Origin of the sequence: Streptomyces venezuelae, assembly GCF_008642355.1 — a bacterium.
Lineage (GTDB): Bacteria > Actinomycetota > Actinomycetes > Streptomycetales > Streptomycetaceae > Streptomyces > Streptomyces venezuelae_B.
On record NZ_CP029193.1, the window covers coordinates 7,419,013 to 7,442,029 of the forward strand.

17 protein-coding genes and 1 tRNA gene are annotated in these 23,017 nt (G+C 72.1%); 13 read left to right on the forward strand and 5 right to left on the reverse strand.

What is annotated here, in order from left to right; all coding sequences use genetic code 11:
- Positions 1-14 precede the first annotated feature (14 nt).
- From DEJ47_RS33625 to DEJ47_RS33645, 5 genes are all read left to right on the forward strand, one after another.
- The gene (locus tag DEJ47_RS33625) at positions 15-1,475 is read left to right on the forward strand and encodes an FGGY family carbohydrate kinase (RefSeq protein ID WP_223828597.1); all 1,461 of its coding nucleotides are present in this window, start codon (positions 15-17) and stop codon (positions 1,473-1,475) included.
- Positions 1,475-2,890 (forward strand): FAD-dependent oxidoreductase, encoded by a 1,416-nt coding sequence (locus tag DEJ47_RS33630; protein WP_150174844.1) that lies wholly within the window; start codon positions 1,475-1,477, stop codon positions 2,888-2,890. The genes DEJ47_RS33625 and DEJ47_RS33630 overlap by 1 nt, the downstream gene beginning before the upstream one ends.
- On the forward strand, positions 2,887-4,107 hold the full coding sequence (locus DEJ47_RS33635) for an NAD(P)/FAD-dependent oxidoreductase (RefSeq protein ID WP_150174846.1): 1,221 nt from the start codon (positions 2,887-2,889) through the stop codon (positions 4,105-4,107). Before DEJ47_RS33630 ends, DEJ47_RS33635 begins: the two co-directional genes overlap by 4 nt.
- Before the next feature lie 133 nt (positions 4,108-4,240).
- Complete coding sequence (locus DEJ47_RS33640; RefSeq protein WP_150176052.1) at positions 4,241-5,428, forward strand: thiolase family protein; 1,188 nt, start codon at positions 4,241-4,243, stop codon at positions 5,426-5,428.
- A gap of 101 nt (positions 5,429-5,529) precedes the next feature.
- Positions 5,530-7,047, forward strand: a complete 1,518-nt coding sequence (locus tag DEJ47_RS33645; protein ID WP_150174849.1) for a long-chain-fatty-acid--CoA ligase — start codon at positions 5,530-5,532, stop codon at positions 7,045-7,047.
- Between the two features lie 8 nt (positions 7,048-7,055).
- On the opposite strand, the gene DEJ47_RS33650 is transcribed toward DEJ47_RS33645, so the two are convergent.
- The 3 genes from DEJ47_RS33650 to DEJ47_RS33660 form a co-directional block, all read right to left on the reverse strand.
- Positions 7,056-7,925, reverse strand: coding sequence for an alpha/beta fold hydrolase (locus tag DEJ47_RS33650; protein WP_150174852.1), 870 nt, complete (start codon positions 7,923-7,925; stop codon positions 7,056-7,058).
- 30 nt (positions 7,926-7,955) lie between these two features.
- Positions 7,956-9,947, reverse strand: a complete 1,992-nt coding sequence (locus tag DEJ47_RS33655; protein WP_150176053.1) for an MDR family MFS transporter — start codon at positions 9,945-9,947, stop codon at positions 7,956-7,958.
- A 255-nt stretch (positions 9,948-10,202) separates the two neighbouring features.
- Complete coding sequence (locus tag DEJ47_RS33660) at positions 10,203-10,721, reverse strand: DUF309 domain-containing protein (protein WP_150174854.1); 519 nt, start codon at positions 10,719-10,721, stop codon at positions 10,203-10,205.
- 111 nt (positions 10,722-10,832) lie between these two features.
- Between DEJ47_RS33660 and DEJ47_RS33665 the strand changes: the two genes are divergently transcribed.
- The 6 genes from DEJ47_RS33665 to DEJ47_RS33690 all read left to right on the forward strand — a co-directional run bounded on the left by DEJ47_RS33665 (position 10,833) and on the right by DEJ47_RS33690 (position 19,350).
- Positions 10,833-10,906: transfer RNA gene (locus DEJ47_RS33665), tRNA-Pro, on the forward strand.
- Between the two features lie 177 nt (positions 10,907-11,083).
- Positions 11,084-11,398 carry a trypco2 family protein gene (locus DEJ47_RS33670; protein WP_150174857.1) on the forward strand — a complete coding sequence of 105 codons (315 nt, stop codon included), beginning with the start codon at positions 11,084-11,086 and terminating at the stop codon, positions 11,396-11,398.
- A 1-nt stretch (position 11,399) separates the two neighbouring features.
- The gene (locus DEJ47_RS33675) at positions 11,400-13,562 is read left to right on the forward strand and encodes a trypsin-like peptidase domain-containing protein (RefSeq protein WP_161235528.1); all 2,163 of its coding nucleotides are present in this window, start codon (positions 11,400-11,402) and stop codon (positions 13,560-13,562) included.
- Complete coding sequence (locus DEJ47_RS33680) at positions 13,559-14,569, forward strand: AAA family ATPase (RefSeq protein ID WP_150174863.1); 1,011 nt, start codon at positions 13,559-13,561, stop codon at positions 14,567-14,569. Before DEJ47_RS33675 ends, DEJ47_RS33680 begins: the two co-directional genes overlap by 4 nt.
- Positions 14,570-14,573: 4 nt before the next feature.
- Entirely contained in the window at positions 14,574-18,854 is a 4,281-nt protein-coding gene (locus DEJ47_RS33685; protein WP_150174866.1) for a NaeI family type II restriction endonuclease, read from the forward strand.
- 124 nt (positions 18,855-18,978) lie between these two features.
- A complete protein-coding gene (locus tag DEJ47_RS33690) occupies positions 18,979-19,350 on the forward strand; it encodes an EF-hand domain-containing protein (protein WP_150176054.1) in 372 nt (123 codons plus the stop codon).
- An 11-nt stretch (positions 19,351-19,361) separates the two neighbouring features.
- On the opposite strand, the gene DEJ47_RS33695 is transcribed toward DEJ47_RS33690, so the two are convergent.
- Positions 19,362-20,429: a sensor histidine kinase gene (locus DEJ47_RS33695; RefSeq protein ID WP_150176055.1), complete on the reverse strand. Its 1,068-nt coding sequence runs from the start codon at positions 20,427-20,429 to the stop codon at positions 19,362-19,364.
- Positions 20,430-20,439: 10 nt separating this feature from the next.
- Positions 20,440-21,138: a response regulator transcription factor gene (locus DEJ47_RS33700; RefSeq protein WP_150174868.1), complete on the reverse strand. Its 699-nt coding sequence runs from the start codon at positions 21,136-21,138 to the stop codon at positions 20,440-20,442.
- Positions 21,139-21,224: 86 nt separating this feature from the next.
- On the opposite strand from DEJ47_RS33700, the gene DEJ47_RS33705 reads away from it, so the two are divergent.
- Together DEJ47_RS33705 and DEJ47_RS33710 are read left to right on the forward strand one after the other, a co-directional pair.
- Positions 21,225-22,313 carry an endonuclease/exonuclease/phosphatase family protein gene (locus DEJ47_RS33705; RefSeq protein WP_150174871.1) on the forward strand — a complete coding sequence of 363 codons (1,089 nt, stop codon included), beginning with the start codon at positions 21,225-21,227 and terminating at the stop codon, positions 22,311-22,313.
- A gap of 185 nt (positions 22,314-22,498) precedes the next feature.
- Positions 22,499-23,014 carry a lytic polysaccharide monooxygenase auxiliary activity family 9 protein gene (locus DEJ47_RS33710; RefSeq protein WP_150174873.1) on the forward strand — a complete coding sequence of 172 codons (516 nt, stop codon included), beginning with the start codon at positions 22,499-22,501 and terminating at the stop codon, positions 23,012-23,014.
- Positions 23,015-23,017 lie beyond the last annotated feature (3 nt).

The window sequence follows — 23,017 nt, forward strand, 5'->3', positions numbered from 1 at the left end:
AGCACGCTGCCGCGGTGATCACTCATGAGCGGGATCCGGCGCGAAGGCCCGTGCTCGCCGTGGACCAGGGCACATCCGGGACCAAGGCCCTCGTGGTCTGCCCGGAGCGTGGTGTGATCGGAACGGGTGCCGCGCCGGTGCGGCCCCGGTTCCTCCCCGGCGGGCTCGTCGAGGTCGACCCCGCCGAGCTGTTGTCGTCCGTCGTCGAAGCGGGGCGCGCGGCGCTCGCGGACGCGGGGGAGCCGGTCGCCGCCATCGGCCTCGCCAATCAGGGCGAGACCGTTCTCGCCTGGGACCCGGAGACGGGCGAGCCTCTCACCGACGCCCTCGTGTGGCAGGACCGCAGAGCCGAGTCCGTCTGTGCTGAACTCGGCGCACACCAGGACGAGTTGCGGCAGCTCACCGGGCTGCCCCTCGACCCCTACTTCGCCGCGCCCAAAATGGCGTGGCTACGTCGCCATCGCACCCGGCGGGGCGCCGTCACGACCAGCGACGCCTGGCTCGTCCACCGCCTCACCGGCGCCTACGTCACCGACGCCGCGACGGCCGGCCGCACCCAGCTCCTCGATCTCGACACCGTCGAATGGTCCCCGCGGGCCCTCGAGCTCTACGGACTCGGCGACGAGCACCTGCCCCGCGTCGTCGACAGCGCGGGCGAGTTCGGCACGACCACCGCCTTCGGCCCCGAGATCCCCCTCACCGGCCTCCTCGTCGACCAGCAGGCCGCCCTCCTCGGCCAGGACGTGACCGCACCCGGCAGCGCCAAGTGCACCTACGGAACAGGGGCGTTCCTGCTCGCCCAGACCGGCGCGCACCCGCGCCGCGGCGACTCGGGCCTCGTCAGCTGCGTCGCCTGGCGCCTCGCGGGACGGAGCAGTTACTGCCTCGACGGGCAGGTGTACACCGCCGCGTCCGCCGTCCGCTGGCTCGCCGACCTCGGCGTGATCGCGGGCGCCGAGGACATCGACCCCATCGGCTCGGCCGTCCCCGACGCCGGCGGCGTCACCTTCGTACCGGCGCTAGCAGGCCTCGCGGCGCCCTGGTGGCGCGGTGACCTGCGCGGATCGGTGAGCGGTCTCGGCCTCGACACCACCGCCGGCCACCTGGTGCGCGCCCTGTGCGAGGGCATCGCCGCGCAGGTCGTCGCGCTCGCCGACGCCGTGGCCGCGGACATGGGGGAGCCGTTGACGAGCCTCCGCGTCGACGGCGGCCTGACCCGGTCGGCCCTCCTCATGCAGGCCCAGGCGGATCTGCTGCAACTTCCCATAGAAGTAGCGGAATTGACCGAAAGCACCGCACTTGGCGCCGCCGCCGTCGCCCGTATCGGCATCGATCCCACCCTCACGGTCGCCGACGCCGTACCGGAGTGGCGGCCCGCCGCCGTCTACGAACCGCGCATCGGCGCGGACCTCGCCGCCGAACGTCTCGCCGGGTTCCGCTCGGCGGTGTCGGCGCTCATGGAACGTACGTCCTGATGGCCGTGACCAGGCGTGGCGCGCCGCCGGACGTGACGTACGACGTGACCGTCATCGGCGCCGGAGTCGTCGGCGCGGCCATCGCCCGCGAGCTGGCCCGCCACCCCGGGCTGCGCATCGCCCTCGCCGAGGCGGCCGACGACGTCGGCGAGGGTACGTCGAAGGCGAACACGGCGATCCTGCACACCGGCTTCGACGCGGTGCCCGGCTCCCTGGAGTCCCGCCTGGTCCGCGAGGGTCAGGCGATGCTCGCCGCGTACGCCGCCGAGTCCGGGATCCCCGTCGAGCCGGTCGGCGCACTGCTTGTCGCCTGGGACGACGACCAACTGGCCGCTCTGCCCGACCTGTTGTCGAAAGCGGAACGCAACGGCCAAGACGCGGCACGCCTTCTCGGGGCCGCCGAGGTCCGGGCGCGTGAGCCGCACCTCGGCCCCGGCGCCCTCGGCGCGCTCGACGTCCCCGGCGAGAGCATCATCTGCCCCTGGAGCACCACCCTCGCGTACGCCACCCAGGCCGTACGCGCGGGTGTGGACCTGTTGCTGAACTGCCGTGTGGTGGGGGTCGGTTCGGCAGGCGAAGCCCACCTCCTGACGACCAGTCGCGGCGCCCTGCGCACCCGGTACCTCGTCAACGCCGCGGGTCTGCACGCCGACACCGTCGACCGGATGCTCGGCCACGACGCCTTCACCGTCACCCCGCGCCGGGGCCAGCTCATCGTCTACGACAAGTTCGCCCGCGACCTCGTACAGCACATCCTGCTGCCCGTCCCCACGGCACTCGGCAAGGGCGTCCTCGTGGCGCCGACCGTGTACGGAAACGTTCTTCTCGGGCCCACCGCCGAGGAGCTGGACGACAAGTCGGCCACCGGGACGACGGCCGAAGGCATCGCGGCCCTGCGCGAGAGGGGCCACCGGATCCTCCCGGAACTGCTCGACGAGGAGGTCACCGCGGTCTACGCGGGACTGCGCGCCGCCACCGGCCAGGACGACTACCGCATCGGCGCGCACAAGGAACAGCGTTACGTCACCGTCGGCGGCATCCGCTCCACCGGCCTCACCGCTTCCCTGGCCATCGCCGCCCACGTCACGGAGCTCCTCGCGGCCACGGGCCTGGAGCTCTCCGGACCCCGCGACCTGGAACCGGTCCGCATGCCCAACCTCGGCGAGGCCTTCCCACGCCCCTACCAGCGCGCCGACCTCGTCGCGGCGGACCCGGCGTACGGCGAGATCGTCTGCCACTGCGAGCGCGTGACGCGCGGCGAGATCCGCGACGCGCTCACGGCCACGGTCCCGCCGGGATCGCCGGACGGCCTGCGGCGCCGCACACGGGCGCGGGGCGGACGCTGCCAGGGCTTCTACTGCGGTGCCGAGGTGCGGGAACTCTACGAACGGGGTGCGGAAATGGGTACCGGATGAGGCGCGAGCGCATCGTCGACGTCCTGGTCGTCGGCGCGGGACCCGCGGGTCTCGCCACGGCGGCCGGGCTCGCCGCGGCGGGTGTCGGCGAGGTCGAGGTGGTGGACCGGGAGCGGCAGGCCGGCGGTATCCCGCGGCACTGTCTGCACGGCGGCTTCGGACGCCTCGGGATGACCGGGCCGCAGTACGCGGAGCGCTGCGTGGCGGCGGCCGTGGGCACCGGCGCCGTCCTGCGGACCGGCGTCAGCGTGACGGCGTGGGCGGCACCGCTCACCGTCGACACCACGAGCCCCCGGGGTCTGGAGCGCATCACCGCCCGCGCGGTCGTCCTCGCCACCGGGGCCCGCGAACGGCCCCGCGCCGCCCGCCTCGTCCCCGGCACCCGGCCCGCCGGGGTGTACACCACGGGCGAGCTGCAGCAGGCCGCCGACCTCCACCGGCAACGGATCGGGACGCGTGCCGTCGTCGTCGGCGCGGAACCGGTCAGCTTCACCGCCCTGGACACCCTGCGCCGGGCCGGGGTCTCCGTCGCCGCGCTCGTCACCGAGCACCCGCGCCACCAGGCACGGCCCGCCCGCGCCCTCGACGCACGGCTGCGGCACGGCGTGCCCCTGCTCACCGACGCCACCGTGGTGGAACTCGTCGGACGCGGCCGACTCTCGGGCGTCGCGCTCCGGCACCGGGACGGCAGGACGGCGCACGTCGCCTGCGACACCGTCGTCTTCACCGGCGACTTCGTCCCCGACCACGAACTGGCTCGGCGCGCCGGCCTGTTGCTGGACCCCGGCACGCGCGGCCCGGCGGTCGACGGCGCCTTCCGCACGGACGGGCGCGGTGTCTTCGCGGTGGGCAACGTGCTGCACGCCGCCGAACCGGCACGCGCGGTGGCGCGCGAGGGAACACGGGCGGCGGAGGCCGTGCGGCGCTACCTCTCCGACGGCGACTGGCCCTCGGCTTCGGTGCGGCTGCGGGTCACGGCGCCGCTCGCCTGGATCGCCCCGAACCGCCTCACGCCGGACGACCCGACCGGCGCGTTCACCCTCCGCGCGACCGAGTTCGTCGCGCGCCCGACGCTGGTGATCACGCAGGACGGCAGGATCCTGCACCGCACGCGTCCGCGCAGCCCGGCCGTCCCGAACCGGCCCTTCCGGGTCGCGGGGGAGTGGACGGGACGGGTGGACACCGAGGGCGGTGCGGTCCGGATCGCGCTCGGCTGACGCGCGCACTCCCTCCGGCTCGGCGGGGGGCTCTTCCCCTGAACCCCACCCCCCGCATAGACTCCAAAACTAGCAGCGCTAATTTACGTACCATCGAAGCAGCGTGACCCGCAGAACGATCCGGAGCCGTATCGTGCGCACCGTCCACTTCGCCGCCGCCCGCCGCACCCCCATCGGGAAACTCCGCGGTGCCCTCTCCTCCGTACGCCCCGACGACCTCGCGGCGGCCGTCGTGAAGGGACTCCTCGCCGACATCCCCCAGCTCGACCCCGCCCGGATCGACGACATCTACTGGGGCGCCGCCAACCAGGCGGGGGAGGACAACCGCAACGTCGCGAGGATGGCCGCCCTCCTCGCGGGACTCCCCGAAACCGTGCCGGGCGCCACCGTCAACCGGCTCTGCGCCTCGGGCCTCGAAGCCGTCACGACCGCCGCGCGCACCGTCGCCGCGGGCGAGGCCGACATCGTCCTCGCGGGCGGCTCCGAGTCCATGAGCCGCGCCCCGTTCGTACTGCCCCGCCCCGACGAGGCGCTGCCGCACCGCATGGAGACCGCCGACACCCGCCTCGGCTGGCGGCTCACGAACCCGAGGATGAAGGACCTGCACGGCGTCCTCGCGATGGGCGAGACCGCCGAGGAGGTCGCGGAGCGGTACGGCGTCTCGCGCGAACGTCAGGACGCCTTCGCGCTCCGCAGCCACCAGTACGCGGCCGCCGCCCGCAAGAACGGTCACTTCGACGACGAACTGCTCCCCGTCACGCGGCCGGACGGCACCGTCGTCGACACCGACGAATGCGTGCGCGAGGACACCTCGTACGAGAAGCTCAGCGGCCTGCGCCCCGTCTTCCGCAAGGACGGCACCGTCACCGCGGGCAACGCGTCACCGATGAACGACGGCGCGGCCGGACTGCTGATCGTCAGCGAGGAGGCCCTGAACGACCTCGGCCTCGAATCCCTCGGACGGTACGCGGCAGGCGCGTCGGCGGGCGTCCACCCGGACGTCATGGGCATCGGTCCCGTCCCCGCCACGCGGAAGGTGCTCGCCCGCGTCGGCTGGAACGTCGACGACCTCCAGGAAGCCGAGTTCAACGAGGCGTTCGCCGCCCAGGCACTCGCCTGCGTCGACTCCCTCGGCATCGACCCCGAGCTCGTCAACCCGTCCGGCGGAGCGATCGCCCTGGGCCACCCGCTCGGCTGCTCCGGCGCCCGCATCCTCACCACCCTGCTGCACCGGATGCGCCGCACGGGCGCCACGCGCGGCCTCGCCACCATGTGCGTCGGTGTCGGGCAGGGCAGCGCGCTCCTGGTCGAGCGCGACTGAGAGCCCGCCTGACGACGGCCGAACCGACGTCGCCGTCGAGAACCGCCCCCGGGCCGCAACTCGCCCGCCGCAAGCCCCTCGGAAACGGAGCCTCCACCCTCATGGCCACGCTCTCCCTCGCCGCGATCCTCGCCGAGCCCGCCCGCCGCCACCCGGACCGCACCGCGCTCGTCGAGGGCGACCTGCGCCTCACCTTCAAGGAGCTGTGGCAGAAGGCCCGTGCCCAGGGCGCCGCCCTCGCGAAGCTGGGTGTGCGGCCCGGGGACCGTGTGGCGCTCATGGCCCCCAACACCGCCGAGTTCCCCACGGCGTACTACGCCATCCTCGCCGCGGGCGGAGTCGTCGTCCCCGTCCACCTGCTGCTCTCCACCGAAGAGGTCGAGCACGTCCTGCGCGACAGCGGCGCGACCCTGCTCCTCTGCCACCCCGCCCAGGCGAAGACCGGCGCGGCAGCCGCCGAAGCGACCGACGTACGCATGGTGCGACTCGGCGGCGACGGCGAGCTTGAGGCCCTGGCCGCCGCCACCGAACCCCTCACCGCCTACGCCACGCGCGACGCCGACGACCCCGCCGTCGTCTTCTACACCAGCGGCACCACGGGCGTCCCCAAGGGCGCCGTCCTCAGCCACTTCAACCTGGTGATGAACGCGACCGTCAACGCGTTCGACGCCAACGACATACGCCCCGACGACACCGCCCTCGGCGCGCTCCCCCTCTTCCACGCCTTCGGTCAGACCGTCTCCATGAACTCGACGTGGCGGGCGGGCGCCACCCTCGTCCTGCTGCCGCGCTTCGACGCGGCACGGGCCATCGAGCTGATGGTCGAGGAGAACGTCAACACCTTCCACGGCGTCCCCACCATGTACGTGGGCCTGGTGGCCGCCGCCGAGGCCGCGGCGGAACTGCCCGAGCTGCGGATCTGCATATCCGGCGGCGCCTCCCTCCCCGTCGCCGTGCTCGAACGCTTCGAGAAGGCCTTCGGCACGCCCGTGTACGAGGGGTACGGCCTCTCCGAGACCTCGCCGACCGCCTCCGTCAACCAGCCCGACTTCGGCACCAGGCCCGGCACCATCGGCCACCCCCTCTGGGGCGTCGACGTCGAGATCGCCCGCGCCGACGTCGACGACCGTGTCGAACTGCTGCCCGTCGGCGAACTCGGCGAGGTCGTCATCCGCGGCCACAACGTCTTCTCGGGCTACCTCGGACGCCCCGAGGCCACCGCGGAGGCCCTGGTCGACGGCTGGTTCCGCAGCGGAGACCTCGGCACCAAGGACGCCGACGGGTTCCTCTCCATCGTCGACCGCAAGAAGGACGTCATCATCCGCGGCGGCTACAACGTCTACCCGCGCGAGGTCGAAGAGGTCCTCATGCGCCACCCGTCCGTCGGCCAGGCCGCCGTGATCGGCCTGCCCGACCCGGTGCACGGCGAGGAGATCTGCGCGGTCGTCGTGGCGGCCGAAGACGCCACGCCCGACCTCGCGAGGACGATCATCGAGTGGTCCAAGGAGCACCTCGGCCGCCACAAGTACCCGCGCCTGGTGGAGTTCACCGACGAGCTCCCGCTCGGCCCGAGCATGAAGGTCCTCAAGCGGGAACTGCGCGCCCACTACAGCGCGTGAGCCGGCACCTATGAGGCGCCGTCGAGGACCTCCCGCAGCCGGTGCGCGAACTCGTCCGGCTTCCCGGGATACCCGAACTCGCCGTCGCAGAACCCGCCGTGATGGCTCGGGAACACGCTCACCCGCTGCCCGAGCAGTTCGGCGGTCGCCACGGACGTACGTCCGGTCTGCACGTTCTCGGACTCCTCGCCCACGGCGATCACGACACGGGTCGGCGCGGCGGCGATCGCGTCGGCGTCCGGCCGGTAGCCGCTGACCGCCCACGACCGGTCGGACAGCAGCGGATCGTCACGCGAGCCGTCGTCCTCCGCGGGCATCCCGAACGCGGCGGGATCGGGCTCGGGCTGTGCGAAGTACGCGTCGGTGAACTCGCCCTCCCACGAGGTCATGGCCACGAACGCGGCCATCCCGGCTCCCCAGCCCCGCTTCTCGTACGCGTCCCGGACCCCGGCCCGCGCCCGCACGGCCGCCGGACCGTCCGGGGTCAGGGTGATGAGCGGCGGCTCGTGCGCGACCAGAGTGGTCACGTCCGCGGGATACGTCGCCACGACCGCGAGCGCGGTGATCGCTCCGCCGCTGCTGGCGAACATCTCGACAGGACCGGCCCCGAGCGCCTCGATGACGGCGTGCACGTCGTCGGCCTGGGTCTGCGGCGTGTGGTCGACCCGCCCGTCCTTACGGGTGCTCCGGCCGAGCCCCCGCGGGTCGTAGGTGACCACGGTCCGCTCGGGGAAGCGCGAGGCGAGCGCACGGAACCCGGTGGCGTCCATGGGCTGCCCGATCATGAACAGCGGCGGACGTCCGTCGCCGGTCGGCAGCGGCCCCCGGACGTCGTAGACGAGGTCGGCACCGGCGGTTTCAAGCGTGTGAGTCTTCATGTCCGTACAGACCGCCCCCGCCCGGAAAACTCATCGGCGGCCGGCGACCTCGGTGGCACCCGCCGTCTCCGGGGAGAGCCCCTGCTCCAGGTCCTCCGCGAGCAGCCGTTTGGCGATCACGTCGACCGCCGCCGCGAGCTCCTTGTCCGCGGGCCGGCCGATGTCCTTCTGGATCTCCTCGCCCAGCCAGGACGCCCACGCCTTGGAGATCACTTCCGCTTCGCGCTCCCCGGCGGGCGTGTGCGAGAAGTACGTACCCGTGCGCGTCAGATACCCCTCCTCGACCATGCGGTCGAAGACCGGCACCAGAACCTCCGGCGGAATCCTGCGCCGCGCGGCGATCAGCCCCAGGCTCGCGTGCCCGACCATCCGCGTGAACAGTGAGACCTGCATGACGGCCCAGGCCCCCGCGATGTCGAGCCGCGTGTCGGAGTCCCTGATGATCCCGCGCGCGGTGGTCATGCCGACGTCGCGGATGATGGCGGCGACGCTCCGCTCCAGTACGTGCCCGGGGTCACCACTGGACGGCTGCGCGAAGCCCTCGCCCATGTCGGGCGCGCCCATGCGCGCGCTGTCGCGCAGCTCGACCTGCTTGAGGAACAGCGCCACCAGAAACCCCAGGAGCGCGACCGGGACCGTCCACAGGAAGACGGTGTGCAGGCTGTCCGCGTAAGCCCTGACGACGGGCGCGGCGGCGGCCGCCGGCAGCTCGTGCAGCCCGTCCGGACTCTGTGCGGCCTTGCCGATGGCGACCGGATCACCACCGCTCGCCCGCGAGGCAGCGGCGACCCCGTCCTTCAGATTGGGCGTCAGCGTGTTGGCGTAGATCGTGCCGAACACCGCCGTGCCGAACGAGCTGCCCAGCGTACGGAAGAAGGTGACGCCGGACGTCGCCGTGCCCAGATCCGTGTACGCGACGGTGTTCTGCACGGCGATCGTCAGAACCTGCATGCACAGCCCGATACCGGTGCCGAGCACGAACATGTACAGCGACTCCAGCCACGTACTCGTGGCGCTCCCCATCAGCGAGAGCAGATACAGACCGAGCGCCATCACCAGCGCCCCGACGATGGGAAAGATCCGATACGTCCCGGTCTTGCTGACGACATTGCCGCTGAAGATGGAGGCGATGAGCAGCCCGATCACCATGGGCAGGGTCCGCACGCCGGAGATGGTGGCGGAGTCCCCGTCGACGTACTGCAGATAGGTCGGCAGGAACGTCATCGCACCGAGCATCGCGAAGCCCACGATGAAGCTGAGGATCGAGCAGACCGTGAAGACCGGGTTGCCGAACAGCCGCATCGGCAGCATCGGTTCGGCGGCCCGCGTCTCGACGACGCAGAACAGCGCGAGCGCGACGAGACCGCCGACGAAGAGCCCGATGATCGTCGGCGACCCCCACGCGTACTGGTTGCCGCCCCAGCTCGTCGCGAGGATCAGCGCGCTCGCGCCGACGGCGACGAGCGCGATGCCGAGATAGTCGATGACGGGCCGCACCGCCGACTTCACGACGGGAATGGTCCGGGCGGCGGCGAGCACGACGACGATCGCGATGGGCACGTTGACGTAAAAGGCCCAGCGCCAGCTCAAATGATCGGTGAACAGCCCACCCAGCAGCGGCCCGATGACGGTGGACACACCGAAGACGGCCCCGATGGCACCTTGATACTTGCCGCGCTCCCGCAACGGGATGACGTCGGCGATCAACGCCATCGACGTCACCATCAGTCCGCCCGCGCCGATGCCCTGCATCGCACGCCAGGCGATCAGCAGCGTCATGTTCGTCGACAGACCGCACAGAAAGGATCCGGTGATGAAGATGACCGCCGAAACCTGAAAGACGACCTTTCGCCCGAACAGGTCACCGAACTTGCCCACGAGCACCGTGGCGACGGTCTCCGCGAGCAGATACGACGTGACGACCCAGGACATGTGCTCCGCCCCGCCCAGATCCGACACGATCGTCGGCAGCGCGGTGCCGACGATGGTCTGGTCGAGAGCCGCGAGCAGCATCCCCAGCATGATCGTCACAAAGACGACGTTGCGCCGCCGCCGGTCGAGAACGGGCGGAGCCTGGGCCTCGACGGGGCCGGAGCCCGAGGCGGACGCGGGCGCCGCCGACGGATCGGTGGTGGTCACACGGCCAGCCTCACACCGGGGAGGGGGGTGTGCATGCGGGGCGAGGCCGGTTCGGTGACGCCGGGGCCCTCGGCCACCCGGACCGGCTCACCCCCTGCGCTCCGCCTCCCCGCCCCGCTACCGGCCGCGCTCCTCAGCTCACCCCCGCAGTCGAGGCGCATGGGCGGCCGCGTCCACCGCCACGCCCTCACGCTCCAGGACCTCGGCCAACGCCTCTGCCCACGACACCAACGCGGCGACGCCGATCCCGTATGGCCGGGGCTGCCCGGCCCGCGCGCTCCACTCACCGATCGCCCCGGCCCCGCGCAACAGCAGCCGCGCACCGCCCTTGGTGTTGCCGCGGGCCGAGTGCGTCAGGCCCACGGCGAGCTGCGCCAGCCCCTGCCATAGACCGCGCTCACCCTCTGGCCCCGACTTCCACGCGTCCTCGAACACCTCGTGCGCGTGAAAGGGCTGCCCGGCATCCAGCAGCGCCTGCGCCTCGGTCACGGACTCCTCGGGCGTCCGTACGACCCCCTCCGGCTGCCGCGGCACGCCGTCGGCCCCATAGGGCAACGGCCGCCCGAGACCGTCGCGGGGCCGCTGATTACGGGCCCGGCCTTCCTCGTCACGATCCCGCTCGCGGCCACTGTCGTACGGTCCAGGTGCAGAGCTCATACGCCGATTGTCGCGCGTCCCTGACGGCGGTCACCGCAGGACGGAGCACCCTTCGGCGTGGGGTAGAGTTCTACCTGTGATCACGCGGAGCACACACCGCGAGAAACACACCGGGACGTGGCGCAGCTTGGTAGCGCACTTGACTGGGGGTCAAGGGGTCGCAGGTTCAAATCCTGTCGTCCCGACTTGAAAGAGTCGCAGTTCGAAGGCCGTTTCAGAGCAATCTGAAACGGCCTTCGGCGTTCTCGGGCCCGGGGAGGGGCCGGCGTCGGTCCACCGATGTTCGTCGTGATTCGCGGGCGTTGTACTGTACCGGCGAACTACGTTGTCATGAGAGTTTTCGAGCCGGGGGCGGGGCGAAGGTGTCGACGATCGGTCTGGCTGCGGCCATCGACGAGCTGCGGCAGGAGCTGTACGAGGCACAACGCCTCGGTGCAGGCCAGCAGTTCGCCTTCGGCGTCGAAGAGGCGGAGCTGGAGCTGCAGCTCGAACTGCGCAGGTCCGCCAAGGGAGATGGCAAGCTGTCCTTCGGCGTGGTCGCCGTCGGCGCGAGCGGCGAGCAATCCACCGTCCGCACCCACAAGCTGGTGTTGAAGCTGTCGGTCGGGGACCAGGCCCGCGCAGGCGCGCGCCCCGAAATCGGTGACGACGAGTCCGGGTCACCGGACGAGGAGTGACGTGGATCGCCGCAGACTGGCGTTGATCCGCAGCGGGGATGCCGACGCGGGGCGCGTCACCGTCGGCTCCGGCTATCTGATCGCCCCGCGCCTCGTCCTGACCGCCCGCCATGTGCTGGTGGACCGCCACGCGGGAACGCCGTGGCCCGTCATCACCGTACGCGTGGGCCACCACCTCGACGGCGAGCCGACGCGCGCGGACGCGGAACTGCTCTGGGCCCATCCGGGCGGACTGGACGTCGCGCTGCTGCGGATCGACCGGGAGGTCGATCCGCCCGGCTCTGTCCGCTGGGGCCGCCCGGCGGGCACCGCGCCGCTGCCGTACGAGGGCCTCGGGTATCCCTGGGCCGCCAAGGGGAAGGTCCGGGCGCCGGAGCACCTGCGGGGTCTCCTGCCGGTCTTGTCCGGAGGCAGGGACCGCTACGTCCTCGACCAGGGACCGGCGCCCGCCGCCCGCACCGACGGCGGGAACGCGTGGGCCGGAACCTCGGGAGCGGCGATCTTCTGCGGCGGCCACCTCGTCGGCGTCGTGACCGAGGAGGACCAGGCCTACGGCGCCCGCCGACTGGTCGCGCTGCCGGCGTCCTCGTTCGCCGATGACGACGCCTTCACCGCCCACGTCGAGGAGCACACCGGCCGGTCACCCCTGCTGGGTGCCGTCGGTGCGCCTCTGCCGAAAGCCGGGCCCGCCCCCGAGCGCACGCGCGCCGAACGGGAACTGGAGCAGCTGCTCACACCCTTGTTCCCGCATCCCGACGTCCGCGTCGACCACGCTCGAGCCCTGGCGCGCGAACTGGGCTACGAGCCGCACGGATACGAGCCGAGCACCGCCGACCTCGCGGCGCTCCTCACCACGCATCCCCGGGCGCTCGCGTCGCTCGGCGAAGCCGTCGCGAGCGGCGCGCAGGCGACGGTTCGCGCCGCTCTGACCCACCTGTTCTCTTGGGCCAGGGCACTCGACCGCGGGGCGCTGCTCTCCGTGAACGAATACCACACCCTCATCGACCTGCTGCGCCGGGTCTGCGAGAAGCAGTCGGCGCTGCTGCCCCGCACAGCCGGCGAGGCGCTGCGCCACGTCGTCCTCCCGGAAGCCCTCACCCGTTCCCAGCTCGGCGGGGACGAAGTCCAAGCCGTCGTCGAGGGCTTGGAGGATCTGACCGACGGTGTCGGCGGCCCCGACAGCGGCCCGCCGGTGCCGGCCCTGCTACGGCTCGTGGAGTACGTGGCAGCGGCCGTCGGCGACGGACTGGGCGCCGAACTGCGCACGTGGTCGGAGAAGACCGCCCAGCGGCTCGGTATCCACCCCGGGGCGCTGGGGGAGAGGCGTACGGACGCGGCCCGGTGGGCGAAGCGCACCGCGTCGCCCGTGTCGAGGGTCGTCATGGAATTGGCACAGGACCCCGCCGCGGGCGGTGACCGGTACCGGGTCCGCGTCCTGCTCGTCCGTGACGACGGTTCGTACCGCGTGCTCAAGGAGACGGAGTCAGAGCCCAAGACCCCGCAGGAGGCGGCGAGCACCCTGACCGACGCGGTCCACGCGGCGGCCCAGGAGCCGGGGCACGGTGACCAGGTGCCCTGGGTGACGGTCGTGGTCGACCGGGCCGGTCTCGACCTGGCCGTCGACGAATGGGAGGCCGAATCGCCCGACGGCATCCTTCCGGCGTGGCCGATCGGGGCGGACTACCGCCTCTCCCTGAGCTGCCCGGAACTCAGCGACCGCGGGCCGCAGCGCGAAGGCGACCAGGAACGCCGATGGCAGAACGGACGCGATTCGGTGCTCGTCACCGACCATACGTGCGGCGATGCCCGCCAGCTCGTCCATCTGCTGAAGACCGAGCACCGTGACACCGCGCGGGTGGTCCTCCACGGCCCTGCCGACCAACGCCGGTCCTGGTTGCTGACCTGTCTCGCCCTGGGCGTCCCCGTCGTGCTGTGGGACCGTGCGGCCGTCGACCACGACGACGCGGGGAAACTGGAGCCCCTGGCGCCCGCCGACGACTTGGCCGGACTCCCCGAGCGGCTGCGGGGTTTCCGGAGCGACTCGGCGGCCTCCCCCGCGGAGCGGAGGGCACGGCCCTCTCTCGTATGGGAACCGAAAGGCCGTCCGCCGCGGAGCGAGCCGTTGTACTTGAGTGACCCCTGGAGAGGAACGCACGCCTCATGACCACCCCAGAGCCCCCGGCCGCCACGAGCCCCCGGTCCTCGTCCTCCGAGGGCGGGGGTGACGACTGGTGGCTGTTCCGCGGGGACGGCGAGAGCCGTGAGGTGCCCTTCCCCGCGGCACCCCCGTGGCGCCGGTTCGACGGACAGGAGACCGCGACCGGTGACAGGGTCCCGTACCCGCGGCCCTACCTCATCGGCCCCGACGAGGTGGAGGTGGTGAACGCGGCACTCCACCTCCGCAGGCCGCTCCTGGTGACCGGGCAGCCCGGCACGGGCAAGTCCTCGATGGCCCACGCCATCGCCCACGAACTCACGCTCGGCCGTGTCCTGCAGTGGCCGGTGAACAGCCGCTCGACGCTTCAGGACGCCCTCTACCACTACGACGCCGTCGGCCGGCTCCGCGAGGCGACCCTGCGGCGCGACGCGGACGGCGCGGAACCCGACATCGGTCAGTACATCCGGCTCGGCCCCCTCGGTAACGCGCTCGTGCCTCGCAAACGCCCCCGCGTGCTGCTCGTCGACGAGCTGGACAAGGGCGACGTCGACCTGCCCAACGACCTGTTGACCGTCTTCGAAGAAGGTGAGTTCGCCATCTCCGAACTCACCCGGCTGCCCGCCGGCCACGGGCCGGTACAGGTCCTGACCGACGACCCGGACGAGACCGCCCCCGTCACGCGTGGCCGCGTCCGCTGCGACGAGTTCCCCGTCGTCGTCATCACGAGCAACGGCGAGCGGGAGTTCCCGCCCGCGTTCCTCCGGCGCTGCATCCGCCTCGATCTGCCCGAGCCCGACGAGCAGCGACTTCGGGAAATCGTCACCGCGCACCTCGGCCCCGACGCCTTGGCCGACACCGACGACCTGCTGCGGGAGTTCCTCGAACGCCGCGCCGAGGGCGATCTGGCCACCGACCAGCTGCTCAACGCCGTCTTCCTCCGCAAGGGCGGTGTGCACCTCGACGCGGCCTCCCTCCTCCGGGGCGTCCTGCACCGTCTCGGCGGAACCGTGTGACGCCGTGATCTTCCGTGTGACGAAGGTGCTGGCCGAGAGCGGGGTGGAACTCTCCCCCGAGGAGCTCCTCGACGCCGTGTGGCTCGCCGGAAAGCTGCCTCGGGGCGCCCGGCCCCTGGCGCGCTCCGCCGACGCGGCATCGGCGACCTCGGAGCGGCACGGCGTACACCACGACGGGCCGCTGGTACCGGAGCCCGCAGCCGCAGAGCCCACGCCGCAGCCACCCGCCACGGACGCCGCTGAGGGCCGCTCGACGCACCCGCTCCTGGCCTCCGCGCAGCCCGGTCCCGACGAAGAGGTGCAGGCGGCCCCGAGCCGGTCGCCGGCCGTCGCGGTCCGCGCCCCGGACCGCAGCGCCCTCGGCGCGGGGCAGCTCAGGCTCGGCAAGGCTCTCCGGCCGCTTCGGCAGCGTTTCCCCGACCCGCGCCGACGGGAACACGACATCGCACGAACCGTCGACGCCATCGCGGAGACCGGTATGCCCGATACCGTCACCCGCGCGGTGCGCACCCGCTGGCTGTCCCTGGCCCTCGTGGTCGACGACGGTGTCTCCATGGTGCTCTGGCAGCGGCTCGCCGCCGATGTACGGGCACTCATGGAGCGCGCCGGAGCCTTCCGGGACGTGCGTGTGTACGGCCTCGACACGCGCGGCGGTACGCCTTTCCTGAGGACGGTCCCGTACCGCCACCATGGCCGCGTCCTTACGCCGGAGACCCTGTGCGACCCGAGCGGCAGCACCCTCGTCCTGGTCGTCAGCGACGGTGTGGGCGAAGCCTGGCGGGGCGACGGAATGCGCCAGGTCATGGACCGCTGGGGAGGGTGCGGCCCCACCGCGATCATCCAGCCACTGCCGGTTCGACTCTGGGCGAGCACCGGTGTCGCCGCACGGCGCTGGCATGTCACCACCCGTCGCCGCGGCGGCCCCACCCGCGCCTGGCACGTCACCGACCCCGACCTGCCGCCCGACCTCGTCCGGTTCGACTCCGTCCCCGTCCCGGTGCTCGCGCCGACCCCTGAGGCCGTCGCGGACTGGGCTCGGCTCGTCGCCGCACCCGGCGGGACGGCGCTCCTCCCGCTGTGGGACGCCGACGCCGCCGGCCGGACCGCGGCCGCCTCCCCGGAAGGCGACGCGGCCGACGCGGTGCTTCGCTTCCGGGAGGCCGCGTCACCGGAGGCGTACCGGCTCGCGGCCCACGTGGCCGCCGTCGCACCCACCACGCCGCCCGTGATGCGCTTGGTGCAGGCGGCCGTCGGGCCACCGGCCGACCTCGGGCACCTCATGGAGGTGTTCCTGGGAGGTCTCATGCACGAACTCGACGCCTGCGGGGCGGACCGACCGCCGCACCACCGGCGGTTCGACTTCACGGACGACGCGCGCCGCGTCCTCCTCAGCGCCGTGTCCCCGAAGGAACTGCTGCGCACCGCCGAGGCCGCCACGCGGCACATCGAGGCCGCCGTCGGCCGCGCCCTGGTCTTCCCCGCATGGGTCGGGCACCCGGACGGGGCGGCCGTCATCGACGACACCGCACGCTCCTTCGGCTGGCTCCGGGAGCAGGTGCTGACGCGGCTCGGCATCCCGTCCGCCGACGCCGGGCCGGTAACGCCCGGACCCGAACCGACCGTGACCCGTGCCGACGGGCCCGCCGACTCGGCGGATGCCGGGAGCGATGAGGCGTACGACGACGCCCCGGGCGAGTTCCTGCCGGTCGGCTGGACGAAGCTCCGCCCCGAGGACCCGGAGTCGCTCGGTCGGTTCCGGCTCCGTGCCCGCAGCGCCGACGGCTGGCCGCACCTGACGATGTACCTGGCCGAGGACGAGGAGGGCACCCTCGCCACCGTTCGGGCGCCGCTCAGGCTGAGTACCCGCGACCCGGAGACGGCCAGGGACCTCGTCCGGACGGAAGCCGAATGCCTGACCCGCATGCGGGGCATGCACGCACCTGCGCTCCTCGGCGTGGCGGGGCTCACCGAAGGGGAGTTGCCGTGGATCGCGGCGGTCTGCGTCCACAGCCGTGCCGACGTCCCGGCCTCGCCGCCCGCGCCCAACCTGCGTGCCGTCCTTGCCGAACACACCCAGACGATTCCGGAAGGGCTCTTCCTGCGGATCGGGCGCGGCCTGGCGGAAGCCGTCGCCGCCGCCCACTCCCGGGGACTCGTGCACGGCTCGCTCTCCCCCTTGACCGTTCTCGTGACCGACCGCGACATCCGGCTGGTCGGCTGGTCGACCGCGACGATCGACGGAGTCGACAGCGCGCACCAGGAGTTGCTGCCCCGGAGCGACACCTACCTGGAGGCGGGTGACGGGCGGCCGCGCACCCCGCAGAGCGATGTGTACGCCGTCGGGGCCCTGTTGCTGGCCCTGCTCTCGGGACGGTGGAGCGACCCGAGGGCCGACGACCCGGAGCGCGGCCCACTGGCCGAGCCCGGGATCAGCCCGGTGCTCGTGCGCATGTTGTGGCGCTGTCTGGAGCACGACCCCGCGCTCAGACCTTCCGCCACAGTCCTGGCCGAGGCCTTCGCCGCGGCCGCCGCCGGACGTCCGTACCCTGGCCCCGGCGTTCCGGCCGACGAGTCGGGAACGGTGGTCGGGGGACATTACCGGCTGACACGGCGCCTGCACACAGGAATGACGTCGACCACATGGTCGGCGGTCCACGAGACGCAGGGCCGTGGGGTGGCTCTCAAACTCTTCGCCCCGCGGAGGTCGGGCACGGCGTCCGGCGAGGAGGAATTCCTCGCCGCGGCGCGGCAGTTGGCCGCACTCGAGATCCCGGGAATGGTGCGGGTCAGCGACTACGGACTGCACGAGGGCCGTCCGTACCTCGTGACGGATGCGGTCGACGGCGAGGCGCTGGCACAACCGCTGGACCTCGCGCTCGGCGCCCTACCCGTGGAAGAGATCAGGGACATCGGCGGACAGCTCGCGCGGACGCTCGCCGAACTCCACGAGCACGGGCTGCTGCACCTGGATCTCAACCCCTCGACCGTGGTGTTGCGCCGTGACGGCAGGGTGCTCGTGACCGATCCCGGGCTGTGCGTCACCGGCCCGTCGCGCATCACCATGCGCAGGCGACTCCGCGTCCGCGACACCCCCGGTTTCCTGCCGCCGTACCGGTCGCACGAAGAGCTCTCCGAGAGCGCCGCCGTCGACCGCCGAAGCGACCTGTACTCACTGGGCTGCCTGCTGTACGCCATGGTCACGGGCGCCGCGCCCGACGTGGCCGTGGTCACGCCGGGCGCGACAGAGGCCCGGCGACGCTCGTATCCCCGACCGGAGCTGCCGTCCGGGTACTCGCCCGCGCTCGAAGCGTTGGTCGTGGACCTGCTGGAGGCCGACCCCGCGGATCGTCCGGTGAACGCGGCCGAGGTCCTGGCGAGGCTCACGGGCGCGGACACCGACGACAGGGAGCTGATCACGGTCCACCGGGCGGTACGGAACGCGGATCCGCACGGCGCCCGGATGGGTGCTGTCCTACGGGCTGTCATCGACCAGGTGCTGAGCGGCGAGCTCACGGGCCGGTACGACCTGAAGCAGCTCGCGAAGACGGAGAGGACGAATCTCGGGGCCCTGGTCGAAATGGCCGTCCAGCGCGAGTTCCGTTTCGAGGACGGCGACGCGATGGACTTCCGTATCGCCGACATCGAGGTCGACTGCCGTTTCAGCCACGCACTCGGCGGCTGGCTCTTCCCTCCCGAGACGCTGGGCCACATCTGCCTGCTGGTCTGGGCCGACGACGACCGGAGCCGGTGGAGCGTGGGTCTGCTGCGTGTCAGGCGGGAATGGCTCAACGCGGGATACAACCGCGACCGGAAGGCCACGCTCAGGGCGGAGCACCGCAACAAGATCGCCTGGCTGTGGCACGACGCCGAGCTGCAGGAGAACGTCCTGCTGCATCTGTCCGACACCGACCGCGAGGCCGTCTTCGCGAGCACGTCCGGACAAGGGCGGCTCAACGAGTTCTTCCGGCGTGTCCAGGGGCGCCGGATCGGTCGCGCCGTGCTCCGTACCGTGGTGGGGCAGAGGGACTACATGAAGCGCGTGCGCGGGAACGGCGGATCCCGCTCGGCGCTGCGCAACGAGGGGATCATCATCCTCGGCGACCACGAAGCACACCGACGCGTCGCCCTGCAATTGGGCCTCCCCGTCCCCCAGGAAGGAGAGTTCGTCAGCGCGCGGGTCGCACCGGCTCCGCCCGGGGACGACCGGCCTTCCGCGGAGTTGGACGACCGGCTGTGGTGCGTGGCCTCACCGGATGACCCCGTGCACCGCGCGCCGGTCATCTGACACGGCCCTTGACGCGTCGATTCGTTTCCGTCCAACAGTGGAGGATCATGTCGGGCGTGGTGGTCGTCGGAGCGGGGATCGTCGGGGCCTCGGTGGCGTGCGGGCGGGCTCGGGGTGACCGGGAATGGGTCTGCGGTGGTTCCGGGCTGCGGACGTGGACGGCGACGGTGCGATCACGCGGCAGGACGTCGTCCTGATGAGCGAGCGCTACGTCCGGGCCAGGGGCATCGGCCCCCACTCCGCCCAGGCCCAGCAGATGTACGAGACCATGCGTCGGTTCTGGGAGGCCGTCATCGCTCCCGCCGACACCGACAAGGACGACAGGGTGACGTCGGCGGAGATGACACAGGCCTTCGCCGCGATGTTCGTCGACCGTGCCCGCTACCCCGAAGAACTCGCCCCGGTCGCCGACCACTTCTTCGATCTGGCCGACGGTGACGGCGACGGCGCGATCAGTCTGACCGAGTTCACGCACATCTTCGGCCGCCTCCACTGAGCGCGCGGCGGCTACGGGTCGCCGGGGGCGGGAGGTGCCGCGGGGAGCTCTACCGTGACGTGCAGGCCGCCGGTGGGGCGCGGTGTGAGGGTGAGGGTTCCGTCGTGTGCCCGGGTGATCGTGTCGGCGATGGCCAGGCCGAGGCCGACGCCCGCGTGTTGAGCGTGAGTGCGTTGCGTGCCTCGTTGGAACGGTTCCGTCAGGGTCGCGATCTGCTCGGGGGGCAGGTGCGCGCCGGTGTTCTCCACCGTCAGGACCACCGTGTGGGGGCGGACGCTCGTGTGGACCCGGACGGTCCCTCCCTCCGGCACGTTGTGGACGATCGCGTTCTGCACGAGGTTCGTGATCAGCTGCAGCAGGAGCGCCGGTGAGCCGATGGCGGGGGCGATGTGGCCGCCTGTTTCGAGGGTGACGTCGCGGCCTTCCGCGAGGGGGAGGAGCGTCTCGGTGGCCTCCTCCGCCATGAGGGACAGGTCGACGCGTTCCCTTGTGAAGGACCGCCGTTGGGCGCGGCTGAGGAGGAGCAGCGCCTCGGTGAGGTCGATGGCGCGGGCGTTGACGGTGTGGAGGCGGTCGACGAGTTCGGTCGTGTCGTGGTGCGGGTCCGTGCGGGCCACGTCCAGGAGCGACTTCGAGATCGCCAGGGGCGTGCGCAGTTCGTGCGAGGCGTTGGCGGCGAATCGCTGCTGTTCGGCGACGTGCGCCTCGAGCCGTTCCAGCATCGCGTCGAAGGCGTCGGCGAGTTCGCGGAACTCGTCCGCGCGGCCCGGCAGGCGGATGCGGTGGGAGAGCGATCCGTTCGCCGCCGTGCGCGTGGCGTGGGTGATGCGGTCCAGGGGCGCGAGCATGCGGCCGGCCAGGATCCAGCCTCCTCCGAGTCCGAACACCAGCATGAACAGCATCGTGACGGCCGCGACCGGAGCGAACTCGCGCGCGACGGGGATCTCGTAGCCGGGGTCGAAGCGGAGCCCGACGTGTTCCACGCGCGTCAGGAAGAACCACCCGGCCATCAGCATCAGGCCGCTCGCCAGCATCAGGAACGCGGTGTAGCTGAGGGTGAGTTTGAGGCGCACGCTCAGGCCCGGCTCCCTATGCACGGGTGCCGCCCTCGCCTCCGGTGCCGGGCCGCGCCGCCTCGATGCGGTAACCGACCCCCGGCACCGTCGCGATCACCCACGGTTCGCCGAGCCGCTTGCGCAGCGCCGAGACGGTGATGCGCACCGCGTTGGTGAACGGATCCGCGTTCTCGTCCCACGCGCGTTCGAGCAGCTCTTCGGCGCTGACGACACCGCCCTCCGCCGCGACGAGCACTTCGAGCACGGCGAACTGCTTCCTGGTCAGGGCGACGAACCGGTCGTCCCTGTACACCTCCCTGCGGAACGGATCGAGGCGCAGACCGGCGATCTCGCGCACCGGAGGCCTGCTGTGGGCGCGTCTGCGGTCGAGGGCCCTGAGGCGGAGCGCGAGTTCACGGAGCTCGAAGGGTTTCGTGAGGTAGTCGTCGGCTCCGAGCTCGAACCCGGTGGCCTTGTCGTCGAGACGGTCGGCCGCGGTGAGCATGAGGATCGGCATGCCGCTGCCGGACGCGACGATGCGTCGGGCGATCTCGTCACCGGTCGGCCCGGGGATGTCCCGGTCGAGGACCGCGATGTCGTAGGCGTTCCGGTCGAGGAGTTCCAGAGCGGTGTCGCCGTCGCCCGCGATGTCGGCGGCGATCGCTTCCAGCCGCAGGCCGTCGCGGATGGCCTCCGCCATATAGGGCTCGTCTTCGACGATCAGGACACGCATGCGCTCACAGTACGAGTCGGCGCATATCGTCGACGTATCGAAAACCGCATACGTGTCGGCAACAGCGCATTGCTTCCACTGGCGGCATGACTCGAATTCCAGCATGTGACACGGTGCAGGAGGGCGTGCGGGGCGGCCCCGCGCCCGAGCAGGACAGGCGGGGGACCCCGCGTCCACGCATCCACCGGTGGATACGTTCCCTTCGCGGGCCGGGACCGTGGAGGCGCGGCCTGGTGACCGCGGCGTTCGCCCTCGTGCTGGGCCTGCTCCTGCTGCTGCACCGGCGGATCACCGACCGAGGCGGCGTCGGCAGTCTGGTGGAGACGTTCCTGCCCTGGTTCGGCCTGGGCGTGCCCGTGCTGCTGGTCATCGCGCTGTGGCGGCGCTCCGCCTCCGCGACCGTCGCGCTGCTCCTGCCGGTCACCGCGTGGCTGAGCCTCTTCGGCGGGCTGCTCGGCGACAGGTCCCGGTCGGGCGGCGACCTCACCCTCGTCAGTCACAACGTCGCGGCCGAGAACACCGATCCGGTCGGCACCGCCCGCGCCCTGGCCGAGTCGGGTGCGGACGTGCTCGCGCTGGAGGAGATCAGCGAGGAGGCCAGGGGGACGTACGAGAAGGAGCTGGCGAAGGCGTACCCGCACCACACCGTGCAGGGCACGGTCGGGCTGTGGAGCAAGGCGCCGCTCTCCCACACGCGGCCCGTCGACACCGAGCAGGACGTCGGGCCCCTCGGGGACAGCAAGCCGGCGGCGGACAAGCTGGTCGACAACAGGGCGCTGCGGACCACGGTGGCGACGGACCAGGGCCCCCTCGCCGTGTACGTGGCCCACCTCGGGTCCGTACGGGTGACGTCGGACGGCGGCTTCGGCACGGCCACGCGCAACAGGAACGCCCAGGCCCTCACCCGCGCCCTCGCCGCCGAGCGGAGCGACCGCGTGGTCCTCCTCGGCGACCTGAACGGCACCATGGACGACCGCGCCTTCGGCGGTCTCACCGCACAGCTGCACTCGGCCCACGAGGAGGCGGGGAGTGGGTTCGGGTTCAGCTGGCCCGCGGATTTCCCCGTGGCACGGATCGACCAGATCCTGGTCCGTGGGGTGGAGGCGAAGCGTGCGTGGGTGCTGCCCGGGACGGGCAGCGATCACCTGCCCGTGGGGGCCGCGATCAGCTGGTGACCCGGCCTCGCCCCCGCACTCGACAGCGGTGTGGCCGGAATCCAACCTTGACCGTGTCCTGCCGAAGTCTATGGTCTGGACTAATCGGCAGACGTGACCCCCTCACCCCTGCCGTCAACCCCCGCGCCCCACCCAGCACTTCACGTCGCACACCCCCATGAAGCATTGCCCGTGAAGGAGTACGCATGGACAAGAAGCGGAAGATCGCCGCGGCGATAGGCGCCGGGATGGCGCCCGTACTCGCCCTGACGCTGCCGACCGGCTCGGCCGGCGCGCACGGATACGTGAACGCGCCGGCGAGCCGGCAGGCGCAGTGCGCCGCACGGACCATCGCGTGCGGCGACATCAAGTACGAGCCGCAGAGCGTCGAGGGTCCCAAGGGTCTGCGCAGTTGCAGCGGCGGCAACGCGCGCTTCGCCGAGCTGGACAACGACGGCAAGGGCTGGAAGGTCAGCGACGTCAGCAGGACGCAGACCTTCACCTGGACGTTCACGGCGCGGCACCGCACCGCGAACTACGAGTACTTCGTCGACGGCACGAAGGTCGCGACCGTCGACGGCCACAACCAGCAGCCCCCGGCGACCGTCTCGCACCAGGTCAACCTCGGCAACTTCACCGGCAGGCACAAGGTCCTCGCGGTGTGGAACATCGGGGACACGTCCAACGCCTTCTACGCGTGCATCGACGTCAACATCCGCTGAACC

Excerpts from the sequence above, each read along its gene's own strand:
- DEJ47_RS33635 (WP_150174846.1), top strand. The coding sequence starts at position 2,887 with ATGAGGCGCGAGCGCATCGTCGACGTCCTGGTCGTCGGCGCGGGACCC.
- DEJ47_RS33705 (WP_150174871.1), top strand. The coding sequence starts at position 21,225 with ATGACTCGAATTCCAGCATGTGACACGGTGCAGGAGGGCGTGCGGGGC.
- DEJ47_RS33650 (WP_150174852.1), bottom strand. The coding sequence starts at position 7,925 with ATGAAGACTCACACGCTTGAAACCGCCGGTGCCGACCTCGTCTACGAC.
- DEJ47_RS33700 (WP_150174868.1), bottom strand. The coding sequence starts at position 21,138 with ATGCGTGTCCTGATCGTCGAAGACGAGCCCTATATGGCGGAGGCCATC.
- DEJ47_RS33690 (WP_150176054.1), top strand. The coding sequence starts at position 18,979 with ATGGGTCTGCGGTGGTTCCGGGCTGCGGACGTGGACGGCGACGGTGCG.
- DEJ47_RS33660 (WP_150174854.1), bottom strand. The coding sequence starts at position 10,721 with ATGAGCTCTGCACCTGGACCGTACGACAGTGGCCGCGAGCGGGATCGT.
- DEJ47_RS33710 (WP_150174873.1), top strand. The coding sequence starts at position 22,499 with ATGGACAAGAAGCGGAAGATCGCCGCGGCGATAGGCGCCGGGATGGCG.
- DEJ47_RS33630 (WP_150174844.1), top strand. The coding sequence starts at position 1,475 with ATGGCCGTGACCAGGCGTGGCGCGCCGCCGGACGTGACGTACGACGTG.
- DEJ47_RS33655 (WP_150176053.1), bottom strand. The coding sequence starts at position 9,947 with ATGCTGGGGATGCTGCTCGCGGCTCTCGACCAGACCATCGTCGGCACC.
- DEJ47_RS33645 (WP_150174849.1), top strand. The coding sequence starts at position 5,530 with ATGGCCACGCTCTCCCTCGCCGCGATCCTCGCCGAGCCCGCCCGCCGC.
- DEJ47_RS33680 (WP_150174863.1), top strand. The coding sequence starts at position 13,559 with ATGACCACCCCAGAGCCCCCGGCCGCCACGAGCCCCCGGTCCTCGTCC.